The sequence below is a fragment of the Micromonospora inyonensis genome, assembly GCF_900091415.1.
Classification (GTDB): domain Bacteria; phylum Actinomycetota; class Actinomycetes; order Mycobacteriales; family Micromonosporaceae; genus Micromonospora; species Micromonospora inyonensis.
Genome location: NZ_FMHU01000001.1, coordinates 774,143 through 791,253 on the forward strand (window position 1 = coordinate 774,143; position 17,111 = coordinate 791,253).

Annotated in this window: 14 protein-coding genes; 6 read left to right on the top strand and 8 right to left on the bottom strand. The window is 73.9% G+C overall.

The features are described from left to right. The first annotated feature begins 54 nt into the window (after positions 1-54). Both GA0074694_RS03375 and GA0074694_RS03380 read left to right on the top strand, forming a co-directional pair. Positions 55-3,333 carry a lamin tail domain-containing protein gene (locus tag GA0074694_RS03375; protein WP_091452243.1) on the top strand — a complete coding sequence of 1,093 codons (3,279 nt, stop codon included), beginning with the start codon at positions 55-57 and terminating at the stop codon, positions 3,331-3,333. A gap of 178 nt (positions 3,334-3,511) precedes the next feature. After that, positions 3,512-3,889, top strand: coding sequence for a M23 family metallopeptidase (locus GA0074694_RS03380; protein ID WP_091452248.1), 378 nt, complete (start codon positions 3,512-3,514; stop codon positions 3,887-3,889). On the opposite strand, the gene hemB is transcribed toward GA0074694_RS03380, so the two are convergent. Genes hemB through GA0074694_RS03405 form a run of 5 tightly spaced genes read right to left on the bottom strand, consistent with a single transcriptional unit; the run spans position 3,883 to position 9,559 of the window. After that, positions 3,883-4,866, bottom strand: a complete 984-nt coding sequence (gene hemB / locus GA0074694_RS03385; protein ID WP_091452252.1) for a porphobilinogen synthase — start codon at positions 4,864-4,866, stop codon at positions 3,883-3,885. The genes GA0074694_RS03380 and hemB overlap by 7 nt on opposite strands. Positions 4,867-4,924: 58 nt before the next feature. Next, complete coding sequence (locus GA0074694_RS03390) at positions 4,925-6,505, bottom strand: bifunctional uroporphyrinogen-III C-methyltransferase/uroporphyrinogen-III synthase (protein ID WP_091452256.1); 1,581 nt, start codon at positions 6,503-6,505, stop codon at positions 4,925-4,927. Next, positions 6,502-7,470: a hydroxymethylbilane synthase gene (gene hemC / locus GA0074694_RS03395; RefSeq protein ID WP_091452259.1), complete on the bottom strand. Its 969-nt coding sequence runs from the start codon at positions 7,468-7,470 to the stop codon at positions 6,502-6,504. Before hemC ends, GA0074694_RS03390 begins: the two co-directional genes overlap by 4 nt. Continuing rightward, positions 7,467-8,792 carry a glutamyl-tRNA reductase gene (locus GA0074694_RS03400; protein WP_091452265.1) on the bottom strand — a complete coding sequence of 442 codons (1,326 nt, stop codon included), beginning with the start codon at positions 8,790-8,792 and terminating at the stop codon, positions 7,467-7,469. The genes hemC and GA0074694_RS03400 overlap by 4 nt, the downstream gene beginning before the upstream one ends. Beyond that, positions 8,789-9,559, bottom strand: coding sequence for a redox-sensing transcriptional repressor Rex (locus GA0074694_RS03405; protein ID WP_091452269.1), 771 nt, complete (start codon positions 9,557-9,559; stop codon positions 8,789-8,791). The genes GA0074694_RS03400 and GA0074694_RS03405 overlap by 4 nt, the downstream gene beginning before the upstream one ends. Positions 9,560-9,922: 363 nt before the next feature. Here GA0074694_RS03405 and GA0074694_RS03410 point away from each other — a divergent pair, with 363 nt between their 5' ends. Then, positions 9,923-11,221, top strand: coding sequence for a sensor histidine kinase (locus tag GA0074694_RS03410; RefSeq protein WP_091452272.1), 1,299 nt, complete (start codon positions 9,923-9,925; stop codon positions 11,219-11,221). A gap of 80 nt (positions 11,222-11,301) precedes the next feature. Further along, entirely contained in the window at positions 11,302-11,958 is a 657-nt protein-coding gene (locus GA0074694_RS03415; protein WP_091452274.1) for a response regulator transcription factor, read from the top strand. A gap of 21 nt (positions 11,959-11,979) precedes the next feature. Here GA0074694_RS03415 and GA0074694_RS03420 read toward each other — a convergent pair whose 3' ends face one another. Genes GA0074694_RS03420 through GA0074694_RS03430 form a run of 3 tightly spaced genes read right to left on the bottom strand, consistent with a single transcriptional unit; the run spans position 11,980 to position 14,581 of the window. Beyond that, complete coding sequence (locus GA0074694_RS03420; RefSeq protein WP_091452278.1) at positions 11,980-12,630, bottom strand: HAD family hydrolase; 651 nt, start codon at positions 12,628-12,630, stop codon at positions 11,980-11,982. Positions 12,631-12,678: 48 nt separating this feature from the next. After that, positions 12,679-12,933, bottom strand: a complete 255-nt coding sequence (locus GA0074694_RS03425) for a glutaredoxin family protein (RefSeq protein WP_091452281.1) — start codon at positions 12,931-12,933, stop codon at positions 12,679-12,681. Then, on the bottom strand, positions 12,923-14,581 hold the full coding sequence (locus GA0074694_RS03430) for an AMP-binding protein (RefSeq protein ID WP_091452285.1): 1,659 nt from the start codon (positions 14,579-14,581) through the stop codon (positions 12,923-12,925). Before GA0074694_RS03430 ends, GA0074694_RS03425 begins: the two co-directional genes overlap by 11 nt. 412 nt (positions 14,582-14,993) lie before the next feature. Between GA0074694_RS03430 and GA0074694_RS03435 the strand changes: the two genes are divergently transcribed. Together GA0074694_RS03435 and GA0074694_RS03440 are read left to right on the top strand one after the other, a co-directional pair. Further along, on the top strand, positions 14,994-15,905 hold the full coding sequence (locus GA0074694_RS03435; protein WP_091452287.1) for an ECF subfamily RNA polymerase sigma factor, BldN family: 912 nt from the start codon (positions 14,994-14,996) through the stop codon (positions 15,903-15,905). Positions 15,906-16,109: 204 nt separating this feature from the next. After that, the gene (locus tag GA0074694_RS03440; RefSeq protein ID WP_091452290.1) at positions 16,110-17,003 is read left to right on the top strand and encodes a DUF5667 domain-containing protein; all 894 of its coding nucleotides are present in this window, start codon (positions 16,110-16,112) and stop codon (positions 17,001-17,003) included. Positions 17,004-17,111: the final 108 nt, after the last annotated feature.

Genomic DNA, 17,111 nt, shown 5'->3' on the forward strand with positions numbered 1-17,111 from the left:
ACCGGATCGACGCCTAACGTGCGGTGGTTCCCGTCCATCCCTCGTGGAGGCCCCATGCGCCCGCGCCGCACTCTCGCCGCGCTCGCGACAGCCACCGCCGTGACCACCGTCGCGGCCATCGGTGTCGCACCCACTGCGGCCAGCGCCGCGCCCACCGACCTGTTCATCTCGGAGTACGTCGAGGGCTCGTCGAACAACAAGGCGATCGAGCTGTTCAACGGCACCGGTGCCGCCGTCGACCTGACCGGCGGCGGTTACCAGCTCCAGTTCCACTTCAACGGCTCGACCACCCCGACCAGTCTGGCGCTGACCGGCACGGTCGCCGCCGGGGACGTCTTCGTCCTCGCCAGCTCCTCGGCCAACGCGGCGATCCTCGCCCAGGCCGACCAGACCACCGGTGCGAGCCTCTTCAACGGCGACGACGCGATCGTGCTCCGCCGGGGCACGACCGTGCTCGACTCGATCGGCCAGGTCGGTGTCGACCCGGGCACCGAATGGGGCAGCGGCGTCACCAGCACCGAGAACAACACCCTGCGCCGGCTGGCCACGGTGACCGCCGGGGACACCGACCCGTCCGACGCCTTCGACCCGGCCGCCCAGTGGGCCGGGTTCGCCACCGACACGTCCGACGGGCTCGGCACGCACACGGTCGACGGGGGCGGGCCGGTCGACCAGCCGGCCGTACTCACCTGCGGCCCGGCCCTGGTCACCCCGGCCGGTACGGCGGCGAGCCGGGAGGTCACCGCCGTCGACGCCGACGACCGGATCGCCGACCTGGCGGTCACCACGGTCACGCCGGCCCCGACCGCCGGGACGATCGCCCGGACCGCGTTCACCGCCGCCGACGCGGTGGGCGGCACCGCCCGGGCCACCGTGACCGCCAGCGCCGACCTGGCTGCCGGGGCGTACGCGGTGACGGTGACCGCGACCGACGCCGACGGGGGCACCGCCACCTGCACCCTGACCGTGACGGTGACCCGCGAGCTGACCGTCGGCGAGGTGCAGGGCCCGACCACCGACGCCGAGTCCGGCCCGGCCGACCGGTCCCCGCTCGCCCCGCCCTCGGGCAACGGCAGCAGCAGCGCGCTGTACGACGTCCGGGGCGTGGTCACCCAGCACACCCTGGCGCGGACCTCGGCCGGCGCCGAGCAGCACGGCTTCTTCCTCCAGAGCCGCGCCGACGCCACCGACGGCGACCCGACCAGCTCGGACGGCGTCTTCGTCTTCATGGGCTCGTTCACCTCGCTGATCGGCGGCTACGTGCCGACCGTCGGCGACGAGGTGGTGCTCCGCGCCCGGGTGTCGGAGTACTTCAACCAGACCCAGCTCTCCTCGGCGTCGCTGGTCCGCAAGATCACCTCCGGGCTGGACGTGAACGGCGTCGTCACGGTCACCGACGCGGTGCCGCCGACCGACCTCACCGCCGCGCAGCGGTTCTGGGAGCGGCACGAGGGGGCCCGGCTGCGGGTCCGGGCCGGCAGCGGCGCGGTGAGCGGACGGGACGTCTTCGCGTCCACCGCCGATGCGGAGACCTGGCTGGTCGACCGGGACGACCCGCTGCTGGACCGGGTCGACCCGTACGCCCGCCGGGTGTTCCGGGACGCGCACCCGCTGGACAACGACCCGACCCGACTCTTCGACGACGGCAACGGTCAGCGGATCATGCTGGGCAGCATGGGCGTCAAGGCCACCGCCGGGGACAGCACCGCCATGCTCCCGCCGACGCGGACCTTCGACACGCTGGCTCACGACGCGTACGGCGCGCTCTACTACTCCTTCGAGAAGTACGGCGTCCAGGTCGAGCAGGCGGCCTTCACGGCCGGGGCCGACCCGTCGAGGAACGATCCGCCCCGCCCGGCCGACCGGTCGAAGGAGATCGCGATCGCCACGTACAACGTGGAGAACCTCTACGACCACCGGGACGACCCCTTCGACGGCTGCGACTTCACCGGCAACGCCGGCTGCCCGGGTGTCCGCCCGCCGTTCGACTACGTGCCCGCCGGTGAGCAGGAGTACCGCGACCAGCTCGGCAACCTCGCCGACCAGATCGTCACCGACCTGCACGCACCGGACCTGATCCTGGTGCAGGAGGCCGAGGACCAGGACATCTGCACCGTCTCCGGCGGCGCGCTGGTCTGCGGCGACACCAACGACGCCGACGGCGCGCCGGACACCCTCCAGGAGCTGGCGCTCGCGGTGGCCGCCGCCGGTGGCCCGGCCTACGCCGCGGCGTACGACCGCACCGGAGCGGACGCCCGGGGCATCACCGCCGGGTTCCTCTACCGCACCGACCGGCTGTCGCTGGCCGGGGCGACCGCTGCCGACCCGCTGCTCGGCGCCTCCCCCACCGTCGTCTACCGGTCGGCGGGGCTGCCGTCCAACGCGGACGTGCAGAACCCGAAGGCGCTCAACGCGCTGCTGCCGCCGGACGTCGACACGTCCACCGGCAAGGACGGCGACAACGTCTTCACCCGGGCTCCGCAGCTCGCGAAATTCACCGTGAGGGCGACCCCGGGTGGGGCCGAGTCGTACACCCTCTGGGCGCTGAGCAACCACTACTCGTCCGGGCCGGACAGCCGGGTCGGGCAGCGCACCGAGCAGGCCCGGTACGGCGCGGCGATCGTCACCGCGATCGAGGCGTCCGATCCGTACGCCCGGGTGGTCTACGGCGGTGACCTGAACGTCTTCCCCCGCCCGGACGACCCGATCGCCACCGGCGCGGACCCGACGCCGTCGGACCAGCTCGCCCCCCTGTACCAGGCGGGCCTGCGCAACCTCTGGGACGACCTGGTCGCGGACGTTCCCTCGTCGGCGTACTCGTACAGCTTCGAGGGGCACGCGCAGACCCTGGACCACCTGTTCGTCAACGACGCGCTGCACGCCGACCTGGTCCAGGTGCGCGCGGCGCACGTCAACGCCGACTGGCCGGCCGAGCACGCCGGGGACGGGTCGCGGGGCTCCAGCGACCACGACCCGCAGGTGGCCCGCTTCTCCTCCCGGGCGTCGCTGAGCGTGGCGGACGTCCGGGTGGTCGAGGGGGACCGGGGCGACACCCGGGCCACCTTCACGGTGACGGTCTCCCGGCCGCTCTCCCAGCCGGTGCTGATCTGCGCCGGCACGCTCGCCGTGACCGCGCAGCCCGGGTCGGACTTCCGGTCGTACGCCGGTTGCCGGACGCTCCCCGCCGGGCAGCCCTCGGTCGAGTTCACGGTCGACGTCCGGGGTGACCGGAAGCCGGAGGCCGACGAGCGGTTCGCCCTGGTGGTGGGCGGCGTGCCGGGTCTGCTGCTCGCCGACCCGATCGCGTTCGGCACCGTCGTCGACGACGACTGACCGGTCGCGAGCCGGCCACGGCCCGTCGCCCGGGTGTCCTGCCTGGGCGGCGGGCCGTCGCCGTGTCGGCGATGGCACCGTCGGCGCAGGCTGTCGCCAGATCGACATTCATGATCTACGATCTCTCCACCGGTCACCCCGCTCTGGACCGGCCACCCCCGCGAACCAAGGATGGGCCATGCAGGAGAACGATCGTCCCGTCGGGATGTCCGAGCTGGCGGTCAGCCGGCGCACCGTCTTCGCGGCGCTGGGTGTCGGCATCGGACTCGGAGCCGTCGGCCTGCCGACGGCGGCGAGCGCGGCGGTCACCGGGTGGAGCAACCCCAGCCTCGGCACCCTCACCTCCGGCTACAAGACCGCCTCCCGGCCGGGTCACCTGGGATGGGACATCGCCAACAGCCAGGGCACCCCGATCTACGCCGTGGCGGCCGGCACGGTGCGGGACATCCGTGACCGTCGGGAGATCCGCCCCGGAGCCGGACCAGCATCCGCGCCGGTGGCCGACATCAGCACGGCCCGGACCGGTGGCCGACCTCGACACCGCCCGGGTCAGTAGCCCTCGCGCAGCAGGCCGGCCGCCTCGACCGCCCAGTAGGTGAGGATGACCTGGGCGCCCGCCCGCCGGATCGAGGTGAGCGTCTCCAGCATCACCCGCTCCCGGTCGACCCAGCCGTTCGCGGCGGCGGCCTCGACCATCGCGTACTCGCCGGAGACCTGGTAGGCCGCGACCGGCACGTCCACCGCCGCCCGGACCGCCGCGACCACGTCCAGGTACGGCAGCGCCGGCTTGACCATCACCATGTCGGCGCCCTCGGCCACATCCAGCGCGACCTCGCGCAGCGACTCGCGCAGGTTCGCCGGGTCCTGCTGGTAGGTGCGCCGGTCCCCCTCCAGGGCGGACTCCACCGCATCCCGGAAGGGGCCGAAGAAGGCCGAGGCGTACTTCACGGCGTACGCCAGGACCGCCACGTCCTGGTGACCGGCGGCGTCGAGCGCCCGGCGTACCACGCCGACCTGGCCGTCCATCATCCCGGATGGCCCGACCACGCCGACCCCGGCGGCGGCCTGGGCCACCGCCATCTCCGCGTACGCGGCCAGGGTGGCGTCGTTGTCCACCTCACCACCGGGGGTGAGGAGCCCGCAGTGCCCGTGCGAGGTGAACTCGTCCAGGCACAGGTCGCTCATCACCACGGTGGCGTCGCCGACCTCGCTCACCACGTCCCGGATGGCGAGGTTGAGGATGCCGTCCGGGGCGATGCCACCGGAGCCGGTGGCGTCCCGCCGCTCGGGCACCCCGAACAGCATGATCCCGCCGACCCCGGCCTGGACCGCCTCCGCCGCCGCCTTGCGCAGCGACTCCCGGGAGTGCTGGACCACCCCGGGCATGGAGGCGACCGGCCGAGCCTCGGTCAGGCCCTCCCTGACGAACATCGGCACGACCAGGTCGGACGGCATGACCCGGGTCTCGGCGACCAGCCTCCGCACGGCCGCGTTGCGGCGCAGCCGGCGGGGCCGGATGTCGGGGTACGGCATGACTGCTGCCTCCTGTGCGGGGGTGTGGACGGGGTCGGGCCGAGGACCCGCGGGCCGGCTAGCGGAACCGCAGGGCGGTCGGCCCCTGCACCTTCGAACCGCGACGCTGCTTGGCCGGCATCGCGGCCAGCTTCTCCCGCAACTCGACGGCGTAGGTGGCGAGCGCCTCGACCAGGTCCGGCACCGAAGCGTGCGCCGGCTGCACGTCGACCCGGAGGCCGAACTCGGTCGCCGTCTCGGCCGTCTTGGGACCGATCACGGCGACAACGGTACGCGCGTGCGGCTTGCCGGCGATGCCGACCAGGTTGCGGACCGTCGAGGACGACGTGAAGAGGACCGCGTCGAAGCCACCCGACTTGATCGCGTCCCGGATCTCGGCGGGCGGCGGCGCGGCCCGGACCGTCCGGTACGCGGTCACGTCGTCGACCTCCCAGCCGCGCTCGGTGAGCCCGGCGGCGAGCGTCTCGGTGGCGATGTCGGCGCGCGGCAGCAGCACCCGGCCCACCGGGTCGAGGATCTCGTCGTGCGGGGAGAACTCGGCCAGCAGCCCCTCGGAGGACTGTTCCCCGGCCGGGACCAGCTCCGGCTGGATACCGAACGCGCGGACCGCGTCGGCGGTCGCCTCACCGATACAGGCGATCTTGACGCCGCCGAAGTGCCGGGCGTCCAGGCCGTGCTCGGCGAACTTCTCCCAGACCGCCCGGACGGCGTTGACCGAGGTGAAGATCACCCACGCGTACCGGCCGTCGACCAGGCCCTTGACCGCCCGCTCCATCTGGGCGGGGGTACGCGGCGGCTCGACCGCGATGGTCGGCACCTCGCACGGGATCGCCCCGTACGCGCGCAGCCGCGCGCTCATCACGCCGGCCTGCTCCTTGGTCCGGGGGACCAGCACCTTCCAGCCGTACAGCGGGCGGTTCTCCCACCAGCTGAGCCGGTCGCGCTGGCCGACGCTCTCCCCGAGGGTGAGCACGACCCGGCCGGTGAAGCCGAGCGCGGCGGCGACGAAGGAGTCCACGGTCGACGTGGTGGTGTACTGGGTCTCCCCGGTGCCGTCCCCGGTCACCCCGACCGCGGTGGTGCCGTCCACCCCGGCGGCGAGCAGGCCGTCCCGGATCGCGGCGAGGTCGCCCGCGTCCACGGCCAGTGCCAGCGAACCCCGGCCGATGGCGGCGGCGAGTGCCTCGAAGTCCAGCGTGGTGACGTCCTCGACGTCGGCGGAGGTCCGGACGCCCGGCAGCGGCACCCCGGCGTAGGTGGCGACACCCTCGGCCTGACTCACGCCGGGCACCACCTCGAAGTGCGCGGCCGTACGCGCCACCGCCTGCACCTCCTTGACCACCGACTCGTGCCCGAACGGGTCACCGGCGACCAGGTGCACCGCGTTCAGCCCGGAACGGGCCGCCGAGATGAGCACCTTCGCGACGTCACCGGGCGCGCCCTCCGCCGGAGTGAACTGGGCGTCGGAGCGGGCCTGGGCGCGGACGGCGTCGAGCAGCGACTCGGGTACGCCCCGGTCGTACACCACCTGGTCCGCGTCGACCAGGGCGTCGTGCGCCCGACGGGTCAGCAGGCCCGGGTCGCCGGGACCGGCCCCGACGAACGCGATGTGGCCTACGGGCTTACGGGTGCGGGTCATTCTGTGCTCCCAAATTGCTGGGTCCCCGGGCCGGCGTGCTCTGGCTGGCCGAGGATCGAGTCGGCGCCACGGGCGAGGAGTTCGGCGGCGAGTGCCTTGCCGATCTCCGCCGCGTCGGCGGGCGTACCGGTGCGGGACAGCCGGATGTCTCGGGTGCCGTCCGGGCTGATCACCGCCCCGCGCAGGTAGATCTCCTCGCCGGTGTCGCCCTCGGCGACCTCGGCATAAGCGGCGACCGGTGCGGAGCATCCGGCCTCCAGGGTGGCCAGCAACGCCCGTTCCGCGGTCACCGCGGCCCGGGACGGCGCATGGTCGAGTACGGCGAGCAGCTCGACCAGGTCCGAATCGTCGGCCCGGCACTCCACGGCCAGCGCGCCCTGGGCGGGTGCGGGCAGCATGAGCATCGGGTCGAGCGTCTCGGTGATCTCGTCGGTCCGGCCCAGCCGGGCCACCCCGGCACGGGCGAGAACGACCGCGTCGAGATCGGCGTCGGGCCCGAGCACCCGGCTCAGGCGGGTGTCCACGTTGCCGCGGATCGGCACGACGGTCAGCTGCATCCCGAGTGCGTGCAGCTGGGCGATACGGCGCAGCGCGCCGGTTCCGACGGCGGCGCCGGACGGCAGTTCGGCGAGCGTGCGACCGTCACGGGCGACGAGCGCGTCCCGCGGGTCCTGCCGGGGTGGCACCGCCGCGATGTGCAGCCCACCGTACTCACCGGTGGGCAGGTCCTTGTACGAGTGCACGGCGAGGTCGATCTCACCGGCGGTGAGCGCGTCGCGCAGCGCGGAGACGAAGACCCCCACCCCGAGCCGGTGCACCGGCTCCGAGGACCGGTCACCGGTCGTGACGATCTCGACCAGCTCGACCGGGCGGCCGGTCGCGGCGGTGAGCGCGTCGGCGACGTGGCCGGACTGGGCCATCGCCAACGCGCTGCCCCGGGTGCCGAGGCGCAGGGGGGCGGTCATCGCTGTCCTCCGTCGGGAGTGATGTCGGGCACCGTGTCGACCGGGGAGGTCTGCGGCACCTGAAGGTCGAAGAGTTCCCGCAGCAGGGCGGCGTACTGGTCACCGCCGGGTTCGGCGGCGAGCTGCCGGACCCGCACGGTGGGCTGGTGCAACAGGCGCTGCACCACCCGGTGGACCGTCCGGGCCACCTCGGCCCGCTGGTCGTCGGTGAGGTCCGGGCGACGCTGGGCCAGCCGGCTCAGCTCGGCGGCGACCACGTCGTCGGCGCGTCCGCGCAGGGCGGCCACGGTCGGCGCGACGTCCGCCCCGCGCAGCCAGGTCAGGAAGGACTCGACCTCGCCCGCGACGATCCGGTCGACCGCCGCCGCGTCGGTGGCGGCCGGACCGCCGGCCAGCACGGTGCCCATCCGGTCGATGTCGATCACCTCGACCCCGGGCAGCGTGGCGACGCCCGGCCCGACGTCGCGCGGGACGGCCAGGTCGAGCAGGACCAACGGGCCCCGGTCGGGGTCCCGCGCGGCGAGTGCCCGGCGCACCACGGAGTGGGTGAGGACCGGTTCGGTGGCCGCCGTGGCGGCCACTACGATGTCCACTGTGGAGAGCGCGTCGGCCAGCTCGGCCATCGGAACAGCGCTGGCCCCGTACGACTCGGCCAGCCGCACGGCGCGGTCGGCCCCCCGGTTGGTCACGGTCAGTGGCCCGGCACCGAGCCGGGAGAGGGTGGCCACGCTGAGCGCGCCCATCGCGCCGGCGCCCACGATCAGTGCCGGCCGACCCGCCAGGGTGCCGTCGAGCTGCTCGGCGGCCAGGTTCAACGCGGCGCTGACCACGCTCTGGCCGGCCCGGTCGATCCCGGTCTCGGCGTGAGCGCGCTTACCCACCCGCAGTGCCTGCTGCATCAGCTCGTGGAGCAGCCGGCCGGCCGAGTCGGCGCCGGCCGCCCAGTGGTAGGCGTCCCGGAGCTGCCCCAAGATCTGCGCCTCGCCGACGACCATGGAGTCCAGCCCGGCGGCGACCCGGAAGACGTGGTCGACCGCGGCGGCGTCGTAGTGCACGTAGAGGTGGTTGGCGAGGGCGGCGGGCGGCGCGCCGGCCTGCTCGGCGAGGACCGCGCAGATGTCGCCGAGACCACCGTGGAAGCCGGAGACGGCGGCGTACACCTCCACCCGGTTACAGGTGGAGACGAGCACCGCCTCACTGACGTACGGCTGGGCGACCAGGCGGTCCAGGGTCCGGGTGAGTTCGGCCGGGGCCACCGCCAACTGCTCCAGCACAGCGACCGGAGCGGTGCGGTAGGACGCGCCGACGGCGAGCAGTTTCACGTGCCGATCGCCTCCTGGGGGTCGGTGGTGGCGCCGCGGCCGGCGAGCGTGCTGAGGGCGGACGGGCCGGTACCCGGCAGGGCGGTGAGCGACGCCTTACGATGCTCGTGGAAGGACAGGATCTGCAACTCGATGGCGAGATCGACCTTGCGCACGTCGACCCCGTCGGGCACCGCCAGGACACACGGCGCGAAGTTCAGGATGCTCGTCACGCCGACCGCGACGAGCTGGTCGGCCACCGCCTGGGCGGCGCCGGCCGGGGTGGCGATGACGCCGATGGCCAGCTGTTCCTCGACCGCGACCCGGGGCAGTTCGTCGATGTGCCGCACGACCAGCCCGTTGATCTCCTCGCCGACCCGGCCCGGGTCGGCGTCGAAGAGGGCGGCGATCCGGAAGCTGCGGCTGGCGAAGCCGGCGTAGCCGGCCAGGGCGTGACCGAGATTACCGACGCCGACCAGGGCGACCGCCCGCCGCTGGGTGAGCCCGAGCACCGACTCGATCTGGTCGATCAGCAGCCCGACGTCGTAGCCGACGCCCCGGGTGCCGTACGACCCGAGGTGGGAGAGGTCCTTGCGGAGCTTGGCGGAGTTGACCCCGGCGGCGGCGGCGAGCCCCTCGCTGGAGACCGTTTCGTGACCGGTTTCGGCGAGGTGATGGAGGGCACGGAGATACTCAGGGAGCCGCGCGACGGTCGCTTCCGGCAGATCCGGAAGCGCCGGTACGGCACCGGCGCGGCCGGGCGCGCCTGGGTGACGGTGCTGACTCATGAGACTCCGTGCGGTGCGATCCTGGACCAGCTCCGCTCGCCGGCCGTTTCGGGACTCCCGCTGGCGACCGATCTTGCCGGCTGTGCTAGCAGGGCGCGTCGGAACTACAGAGTAGGCGCTTGTGAAGACGTGCACAAATCGCGATCTTGCGAATGCACGACGCGACAACACCAGGCCCTCCGTTTCGCACCCGCCATTGAGCGGGCACCGCGACACCGCGTCGCGATTATTGCTTAATTACGACTTGTCTGACCAATTACGCCGGTCGCGCCCGCCGTGTCCTTCGAGGTAGGGCCAGCCCCACCTCCGGTAGGGCGGTGTACGGGATGGGTCGGCACCCCCCGGCGCACCTAGCCTCGACCCATGACCACGGCCAATCCCGCGCCCTCCGTGACGGCCCGCACCCCGGGCCTTCCCCGACGTCTTCTCACCGATTCCGGATACGTCCTGCTCGGTCTGCCGCTCGCGGTGGCCAGCTTCGTGGTGCTGCTGGTGGGGTTCGTGTTGGGTCTGGGGCTGCTGGTGCTGGTGGTCGGCCTGCCGGTCCTCACCGGGACCCTCTACGCGGCCCGGGGCCTGGCCGACATCGAGCGGCTGCGACTGGCCGCCGTCCGCCGGCAGCCCCGGATCCGGCCGCGCTACCGGCTCCCGGAACCCGGCGCGACCGCCTGGCGGCGGATCTTCCTGCCGATGCGCGACGTCCAGTCCTGGCTCGACCTCGCCCACGGCATCCTCCGGCTCCCCGTGGCGATCGTCACCTTCGTGCTGACCCTGGTCTGGTGGGCGGTGGCCGCCACGGGTGTCCTCTACTGGACGTACGACTGGGCCATCCCCCGCGCCCCGGGCGACACCAACCTGAACGAGCTGATCGGTCTCGGCGACACCACCGCGATCCGGATCGGCCTGCACACCGCCATCGGGCTGTTCTTCCTGCTCACCCTGCCGGTCGTGGTGCGGGGTTGCGCGCTGCTCCAGGCCGGCTTCGGCCGGGCCATGCTGACCGGGGTGGCCGAGATGCGGGATCGGATCACCGTGCTGGAGGAGCAGAAGCGGGCCGCGGCCTCGGCCGAGGCGACGGCACTGCGCCGGCTGGAACGGGACATCCACGACGGCCCACAGCAGCGGCTGGTACGACTGGCCATGGACCTCGGCCGGGCCCGGCAGCAGCTCGCCAACGACCCGGAGGCGGCCGGTCGCACCCTGGACGAGGCCCTCGACCAGACCCGGGAGACCCTGGCCGAGCTGCGCGGCCTGTCCCGGGGCATCGCCCCGCCGATCCTGGTGGACCGGGGGCTGCCCGCCGCCCTGGCCGCCCTGGCCGGACGCGGACTGGTCCCGATCGAGCTGCGGGTCGACCCGGACCTCGGCACCCCGGACGGTCGGCCCGAGCCGGCGGTGGAGCACGCCGCCTACTTCGTCGTCGCCGAGGCGCTGACCAACGTGGCCAAGCACGCCCGCGCCAGCGAGTGCCGGGTGACCGTCGGCCGGCAGGAGGGGCACCTGGGGATCAGCGTGGCCGACGACGGGCAGGGCGGCGCGCACCTGGCCAAGGGACACGGCCTGGCCGGCATCGCCGACCGGGTCCGGGCCGGCGGGGGCACCCTGGCGGTGACCAGTCCGGCCGGCGGCCCGACCGAGGTCCACGCGCTCCTCCCGGAATGACCGCCGGAGCGGCGACCGGGGTTCGACTGCCGTGAGGCGGCCACGGCCCGACGGCCGTCGACGTGGTAGACATTCCGACCATGCGGGTGGTGATCGCCGATGACGCCGTACTGCTCCGGGAGGGGCTGATCCGGCTGGTGACCGAGAACGGCCATCAGGTGGTGGCCGCGGTCGGGGACGGCGACGCGCTCGTGGAGGCGGTGGTGACGCACCGGCCCGACGTCTCGATCGTCGACGTCCGGATGCCGCCGTCCCACACCGACGAGGGGCTACGGGCGGCGGTGACCGCCCGTCGGCTCGTGCCGCGTACCCCGATCCTGGTGCTCTCCCAGTACGTCGAGGTGTCGTACGCCGACGACCTGCTCGCCACCACCGGCGGTGCCGGCGGCGGGATCGGCTACCTGCTCAAGGACCGGGTCGCCGCGATCGACGAGTTCCTGGACGCGCTCGCCCGGGTGGCCGCCGGTGGCACCGTGCTGGACCCGGAAGTGGTGGCGCAACTGCTGGTCCGGCGGCGGCGCGACGACCCGCTGCGTGAGCTGACCCCGCGCGAACGCGAGGTGCTGGCCCTGATGGCCGAGGGACGCTCGAACACCGCCATCGCCCGGACGCTGGTGGTCAGCGACGGCGCGGTGGAGAAGCACGTCCGCAACATCTTCACCAAGCTGGACCTGCCCCCGGACACACACCACCTGCACCGCCGGGTCCAGGCCGTCCTCACCTACCTCCGCACCTGACCCCGACCCGACCGGAACGGGTCAGGGCAGGGTGGCCGCCAGGTGGACGGCCTGGGTGAGGGTGTCGGCCACCGGGTGCCGCGAGGCGCGCAGGCGGGCCGGGTCGGTGAAGCCGCCGGTGTAGAGGACGGCCCGCGCGCCGACCGCCTCGGCCGCGTCGGCGTCGTCCAGCGAGTCCCCGATCAGCACCACCGAACCGCCGTCGACACCCAGCTCGTCGAGGTGCCGCGCGAGCGACTCCGCCTTACGGTCGCCGCCGACCTGGGCCCGCAGCCCGTCCACCCGGCTGAAGTGCCCGGCCAGCCCGTAGGTGTGGACGGTCGGCACCAGCTCCTCGTGGAACCACATGGAGAGCAGCGACTGGCCGCCGGGCCAGGCGGCGATCGCGGAGCGGGCGTCCGCAGCCAGGTCGCAGGTGGTCAGGCCGACCCGGTACGCGTCGTGGAAGACCCGGTCCAGCCGGCCGAACGCCTCGTCGTCGACGGCCTGCCCGAGCATCTCGGCGTAGTAGTCGGCGATCGGGCGGCGGAAGCGCACCCGGTGCTCGTCGGCGCTGACCGCCGGCCCGCCGACGCTGGCGAACGCCGCGTTGGTGCAGGCCACCACGAGGCTGAGGTCGTCGAGCAGGGTGCCGTTCCAGTCCCACACCAGGTGGGGGCGAGCAGGGGTCATCCGGCCACGATAGTCAGCACCGCGCCGTGGTGGGCCACCCGGCGGCGGTCAGAGCCGACCGGTGGTGAGGTCGCGCAGCAGCCGCTCCTCCTCGACCCGCCAGTAGCCGTGCTCCCGGCCGTCGAGGAGCACCACCGGCAGCCGGTCGCCGTACTCACGCTCCAGTTCCAGGTCCCCGGTGACGTCGCGTTCGGTCCACCGGTCACCGGTGACCCCGACCACCCGGGCGAGCGCTTCGCGGGCGTCGTCGCAGAGGTGGCAGCCGGGTCGGGTGATCAGGGTGAGCCGGGCGTCAGTGGACATCGGAACCTCCGTGGGCGTCACCGGCGGCGGACGGCCGGAGCAGGGTCTTGCGCACCTTGCCGATCGCCGAGTGCGGCAACGCGTCGACGAACTCGACCGACGTCGGGCACTTGAACCGGGCCAGGTGCCGGGCACAGTGGGTGAGCAACTCCCCGGCGTCCACCGTACCGGCCGCCCTCGGCACCACGTACGCCCGGACGGTCTCGCCGGTGCGCGGGTGCGGCACGCCCAGCACCGCCGACTCCGCCACCGCCGGATGGGCCTGGAGCACCAGTTCCACCTCGTGCGGGTACACGTTGAAGCCGTTGACCAGGATCACCTCGCGCAGGCGGTCCACCAGGAAGAGGTCGCCGTCGGCGTCGGCGTAGGCGACGTCCCCGGTGGCCCACCAGCCGTCCGGGTCCGGTCCGCCGCGTCCGTCCGGCCAGTAGCCGGCGAAGAGGTTCTCGCCCCGGACCACGATCTGGCCCGGGTCGGTGCCGGGCGAGGAGACCTCGAGGTCCATCTCGTCGGCGTCCTCCTCCGGCGGGGACACGCCGTCACGCCACAGGTCCGTCCCGTCCGGCGCGACCAGGCGCAGCCCGACACCGGGCAACGCCCGCCCGATCGAGCCGGGCTTCGGTGCCCCGGCGACCAGGGTCGAGGTGAGCACCGGGGCGGTCTCGGTGAGGCCGTACCCGACGTGCACCGGCCGATCGGCGACCGCCGCGAAGCGCGCCGCGACCGCCGGCTCCAGCGGCGCCGCACCACAGACCGCGGCCCGGACCGACGCCATCGCCGTCGCGACCGTCCCGCCCGCCTCCGCCCACGCCTGGAACATCGACGGTACGCCGACCAGCACGCTCACCCGGTGCCGGGCGATCTCGTCGAGCGCCCCGACGGTGGTGAACTCGTCGACGAGCACACCGGTGGCCCCGTGGTGCACGACCGACCCGAGCCCGGTGTTCAGCCCGTACGCGTGGAACAGCGGCAGGGCCAGCAGCACCGTGTCGTCCGGCCCGACCACCGGCGGGGTGAGCCGGTCGACCTGCTCGTGGTTGGCGGCCAGCGCGCGGTGCGACAGCATGGCCCCCTTGGGCCGACCCTCCGTGCCGGAGGTGTAGAGCAGGACGGCGAGGTCGTCCCCGCCCCGGGTGGACGCCACCGGCCCGGTCGCCCCGGTCGGCAGGGTGGTGTGCACGGCGGTGAGGGCGGGCAGTTCCGCCGCGATCCCGGCGACCAGCTCGACCACGGCCGAGGTGCCGACCAGCACGGTGGCGCCGGAGTCGGCCAGCACGTGACGCAGTTCGGGGCCGGTGAGCCCGGGGTTGAGCGGCACGGCGACCAGCCCCGCGCGGAGCGCGCCGAGATAGCCGAGCACGAAGTCCGGGGAGTTGGGCAGGGCGAGGGCGACCCGGGCCGGCGGCTGGCCGGAGGCCGGGTCGGTCGCCGGGACGGCCCGGGTGAGCGCGCGGGCCACCCCGTCCACTGCCGCGTCCAGTTCGGACCAGGTCAGGGTCTGGTCGCGCCAGTGCAGCGCGACCCGGTCGGGACGACGGTCGGCCGCCCGGCGTACCCGGTCGGCGAGGTTCGGCGCGGAGCTTCCCGCTGTCTGCTGCTGCACGGTCGCTGAGTCTGGCACAGTGGGCGGGTGGCAGACCATGCCCATCGATCGGTCGGCCGGCGAGCGGGGTGCGCCACGCCGACGGCAGGCCAGCTACCAGCGGTTTTTCGCTAACCACCTTCCTGGACGAAAGTCAACCGGCTCCAACGCACAACGGGTCCGACACCGGTATGACGAGGCGGGAAATACTTCGGCTCTGTGTAACGGACTTGCCACACATGGGTGACGTTGGCCCTATCATCACTCGGGTCGACTCACCCCATTTGCCGTGAGTCGACACCCCTCAGCCCGAGGAGGCCGCCGTGCCTGTGACCGTATTGGACCAGCGCCCCACCGGGGTCGGCCGTCAGCCGACAGCGCCCGGACCAGCGCCGACCGTCCGAACCGGAGGCGAAAACGCCTCGCCGACCCCGCAGCGGGCCGGACGGACGGTGCCCCCCGGCGGGAGGGAGGCCCGGTGACCACGTTCGGTTACGCCGAGCAACCGACGGGACTGGCCCCGCTACGCCGCGTCGACGACACCTGGGGTCTCGGGGAGGGCGACGACGGAACCGCCAGACGGACGCGCAACCGACCCCACCCGAACGAACCCCCCTCCCGCCCCGCACCGCCCGGCGGCAACGCGAAGTCGACCGGGGGCCGGGTAGCCGTGCCGGCCCGGCCGAGTATGCCGGCACAGGGCCGCCGGCCCGGCGACGAGGCGGACCCGGCCGCCGCCGAGACCGCGGTCATGCCGGCGGTCCCGGCCGCCACCGCGCCGCCCGAGCCGCCGGCCGTCCCGCCGAGCCGTCCGGACCCGTCCGATCCGGCGACCGAGGTCTGGTCGCTGGTGGAGCGGGCCAAGGCCGGCGAGCCGGAGGCGTTCGGACTGCTCTACGACCGGTACGTCGACACCGTCTTCCGGTTCGTCTACTTCCGGGTCGGCAACCGCCAGCTCGCCGAGGACCTCACCTCCGACACGTTCCTGCGGGCACTCAAGCGGATCGGCAGCTTCACCTGGCAGGGGCGGGATCTCGGCGCCTGGCTGGTGACGATCGCCCGGAACCTGGTCGCCGACCACTTCAAGTCCGGCCGGTACCGGCTGGAGGTGACCACCGGCGACGTCATGGACGCCGACCGCGAGGACCGGGGCCCCGAGGGGAGCCCGGAGGCGGCCGTGGTCGAGCACATCACCAACGTGGCCCTGCTGACCGCCGTCAAGCAGCTCAACCCGGAGCAGCAGGAGTGCATCGTGCTCCGGTTCCTCCAGGGGTTCTCGGTCGCGGAGACGGCGAGGGCGATGGGCAAGAACGAGGGCGCCATCAAGGCCCTCCAGTACCGCGCGGTACGCGCCCTGGCCCGCCTGCTGCCGGACGGCTTCCAGCCCTAGCCCCGCCGCCACGTCTGCACCGGCGGGTTCACACCTGCCGGAAGACAGTGATGGCCATCACTCCTCTCCATTCCGGGTGCCCAGCCCCGTAACCACGGCCCGGTACCGACCGTTTCTCCCGGTGCGACCGGTGTTCGCCTCGGCAGGCTCCCAGTTGGGACCACACCGGCCGGACGACCGTGACCAGTGAGAGGAGTGCCTGCGGTGGACAGCAACCTCTTCTCCCGTCGGCGTGCCGAGCGTTTCGCACAACTGCTCGACGAGGCCAACGGCGGCCGCCGGCACCACGTACGCTCCCGGGTCGACGACCGCCTGGGCGACCTGGTCGGTCTCGGCCGACAGCTCGGTGCCGCCGCCCCGCCGGTCGAGGTGGACGCGGACTTCCGTACCGGGCTACGGGCGATGCTGGTGGCCACCGTGGAACGTGAGGGCGTCGGCACCACGGCCGCCCCGACGGCCGGGGCCGGACCGGCCGGTCGGCGGACGGCCGCCGGGCCGTCCCCGCGCGGTCCGCTCCTGCCCCCGGTCACCGCCCGCCGGGCCCGCGCCCGGGGTGCCATCCTGGTCGGGGTCGCCGTCGGTGCCGTGGCCGTCTCGGGCATCTCGGCGGCGAGCGAGAACGCCGTCCCCGGCGACGCCCTGTACGGCATGAAACGGTCCACCGAACGGGCCCAGCTCGCCCTGGCCAGTTCGGACCTGGGCCGGGGACAGCTCTTCCTGGACTTCGCCCGGACCCGACTCGCCGAGGCGAGCGAGGTGCGGGGTGACCGGGCGGCTTTCGAGGCGATCCTCGACGACATGGACGAGGACACCCGCCAGGGCGTGCAACTGCTGACCAGCACGGCGGTGCAGCGCACCGACGCCGCCGGCCTGGACGCCGTCGACACCTTCGTCACCGGGCAGCGCCGGGCGGTGGCCGCCCTGCTGGACGGGGCGTCCCGCGCCGAGCGGGACCGGACCCGGCGGTCCCTGACCCTGCTCGACGCGGCGGGACAGCGTGCCGACGCGCTGCGGGCGGCCCTGACCTGCGGTGCCCCGCAGACGGGTACGACCGACGCCCTCGGCCCGACCGCCGGCTCCTGCCCGACCGACCGCTGACCGGCGCCCGGGTACGCCGCAGCGCCCGTCAGCCGCGATCTTCCTTGGCTAGTCTCGCGGGTGGCAGACGTCGTGCCGCTCGCGGCGGGGCGTCGCGCCGGACCGGTC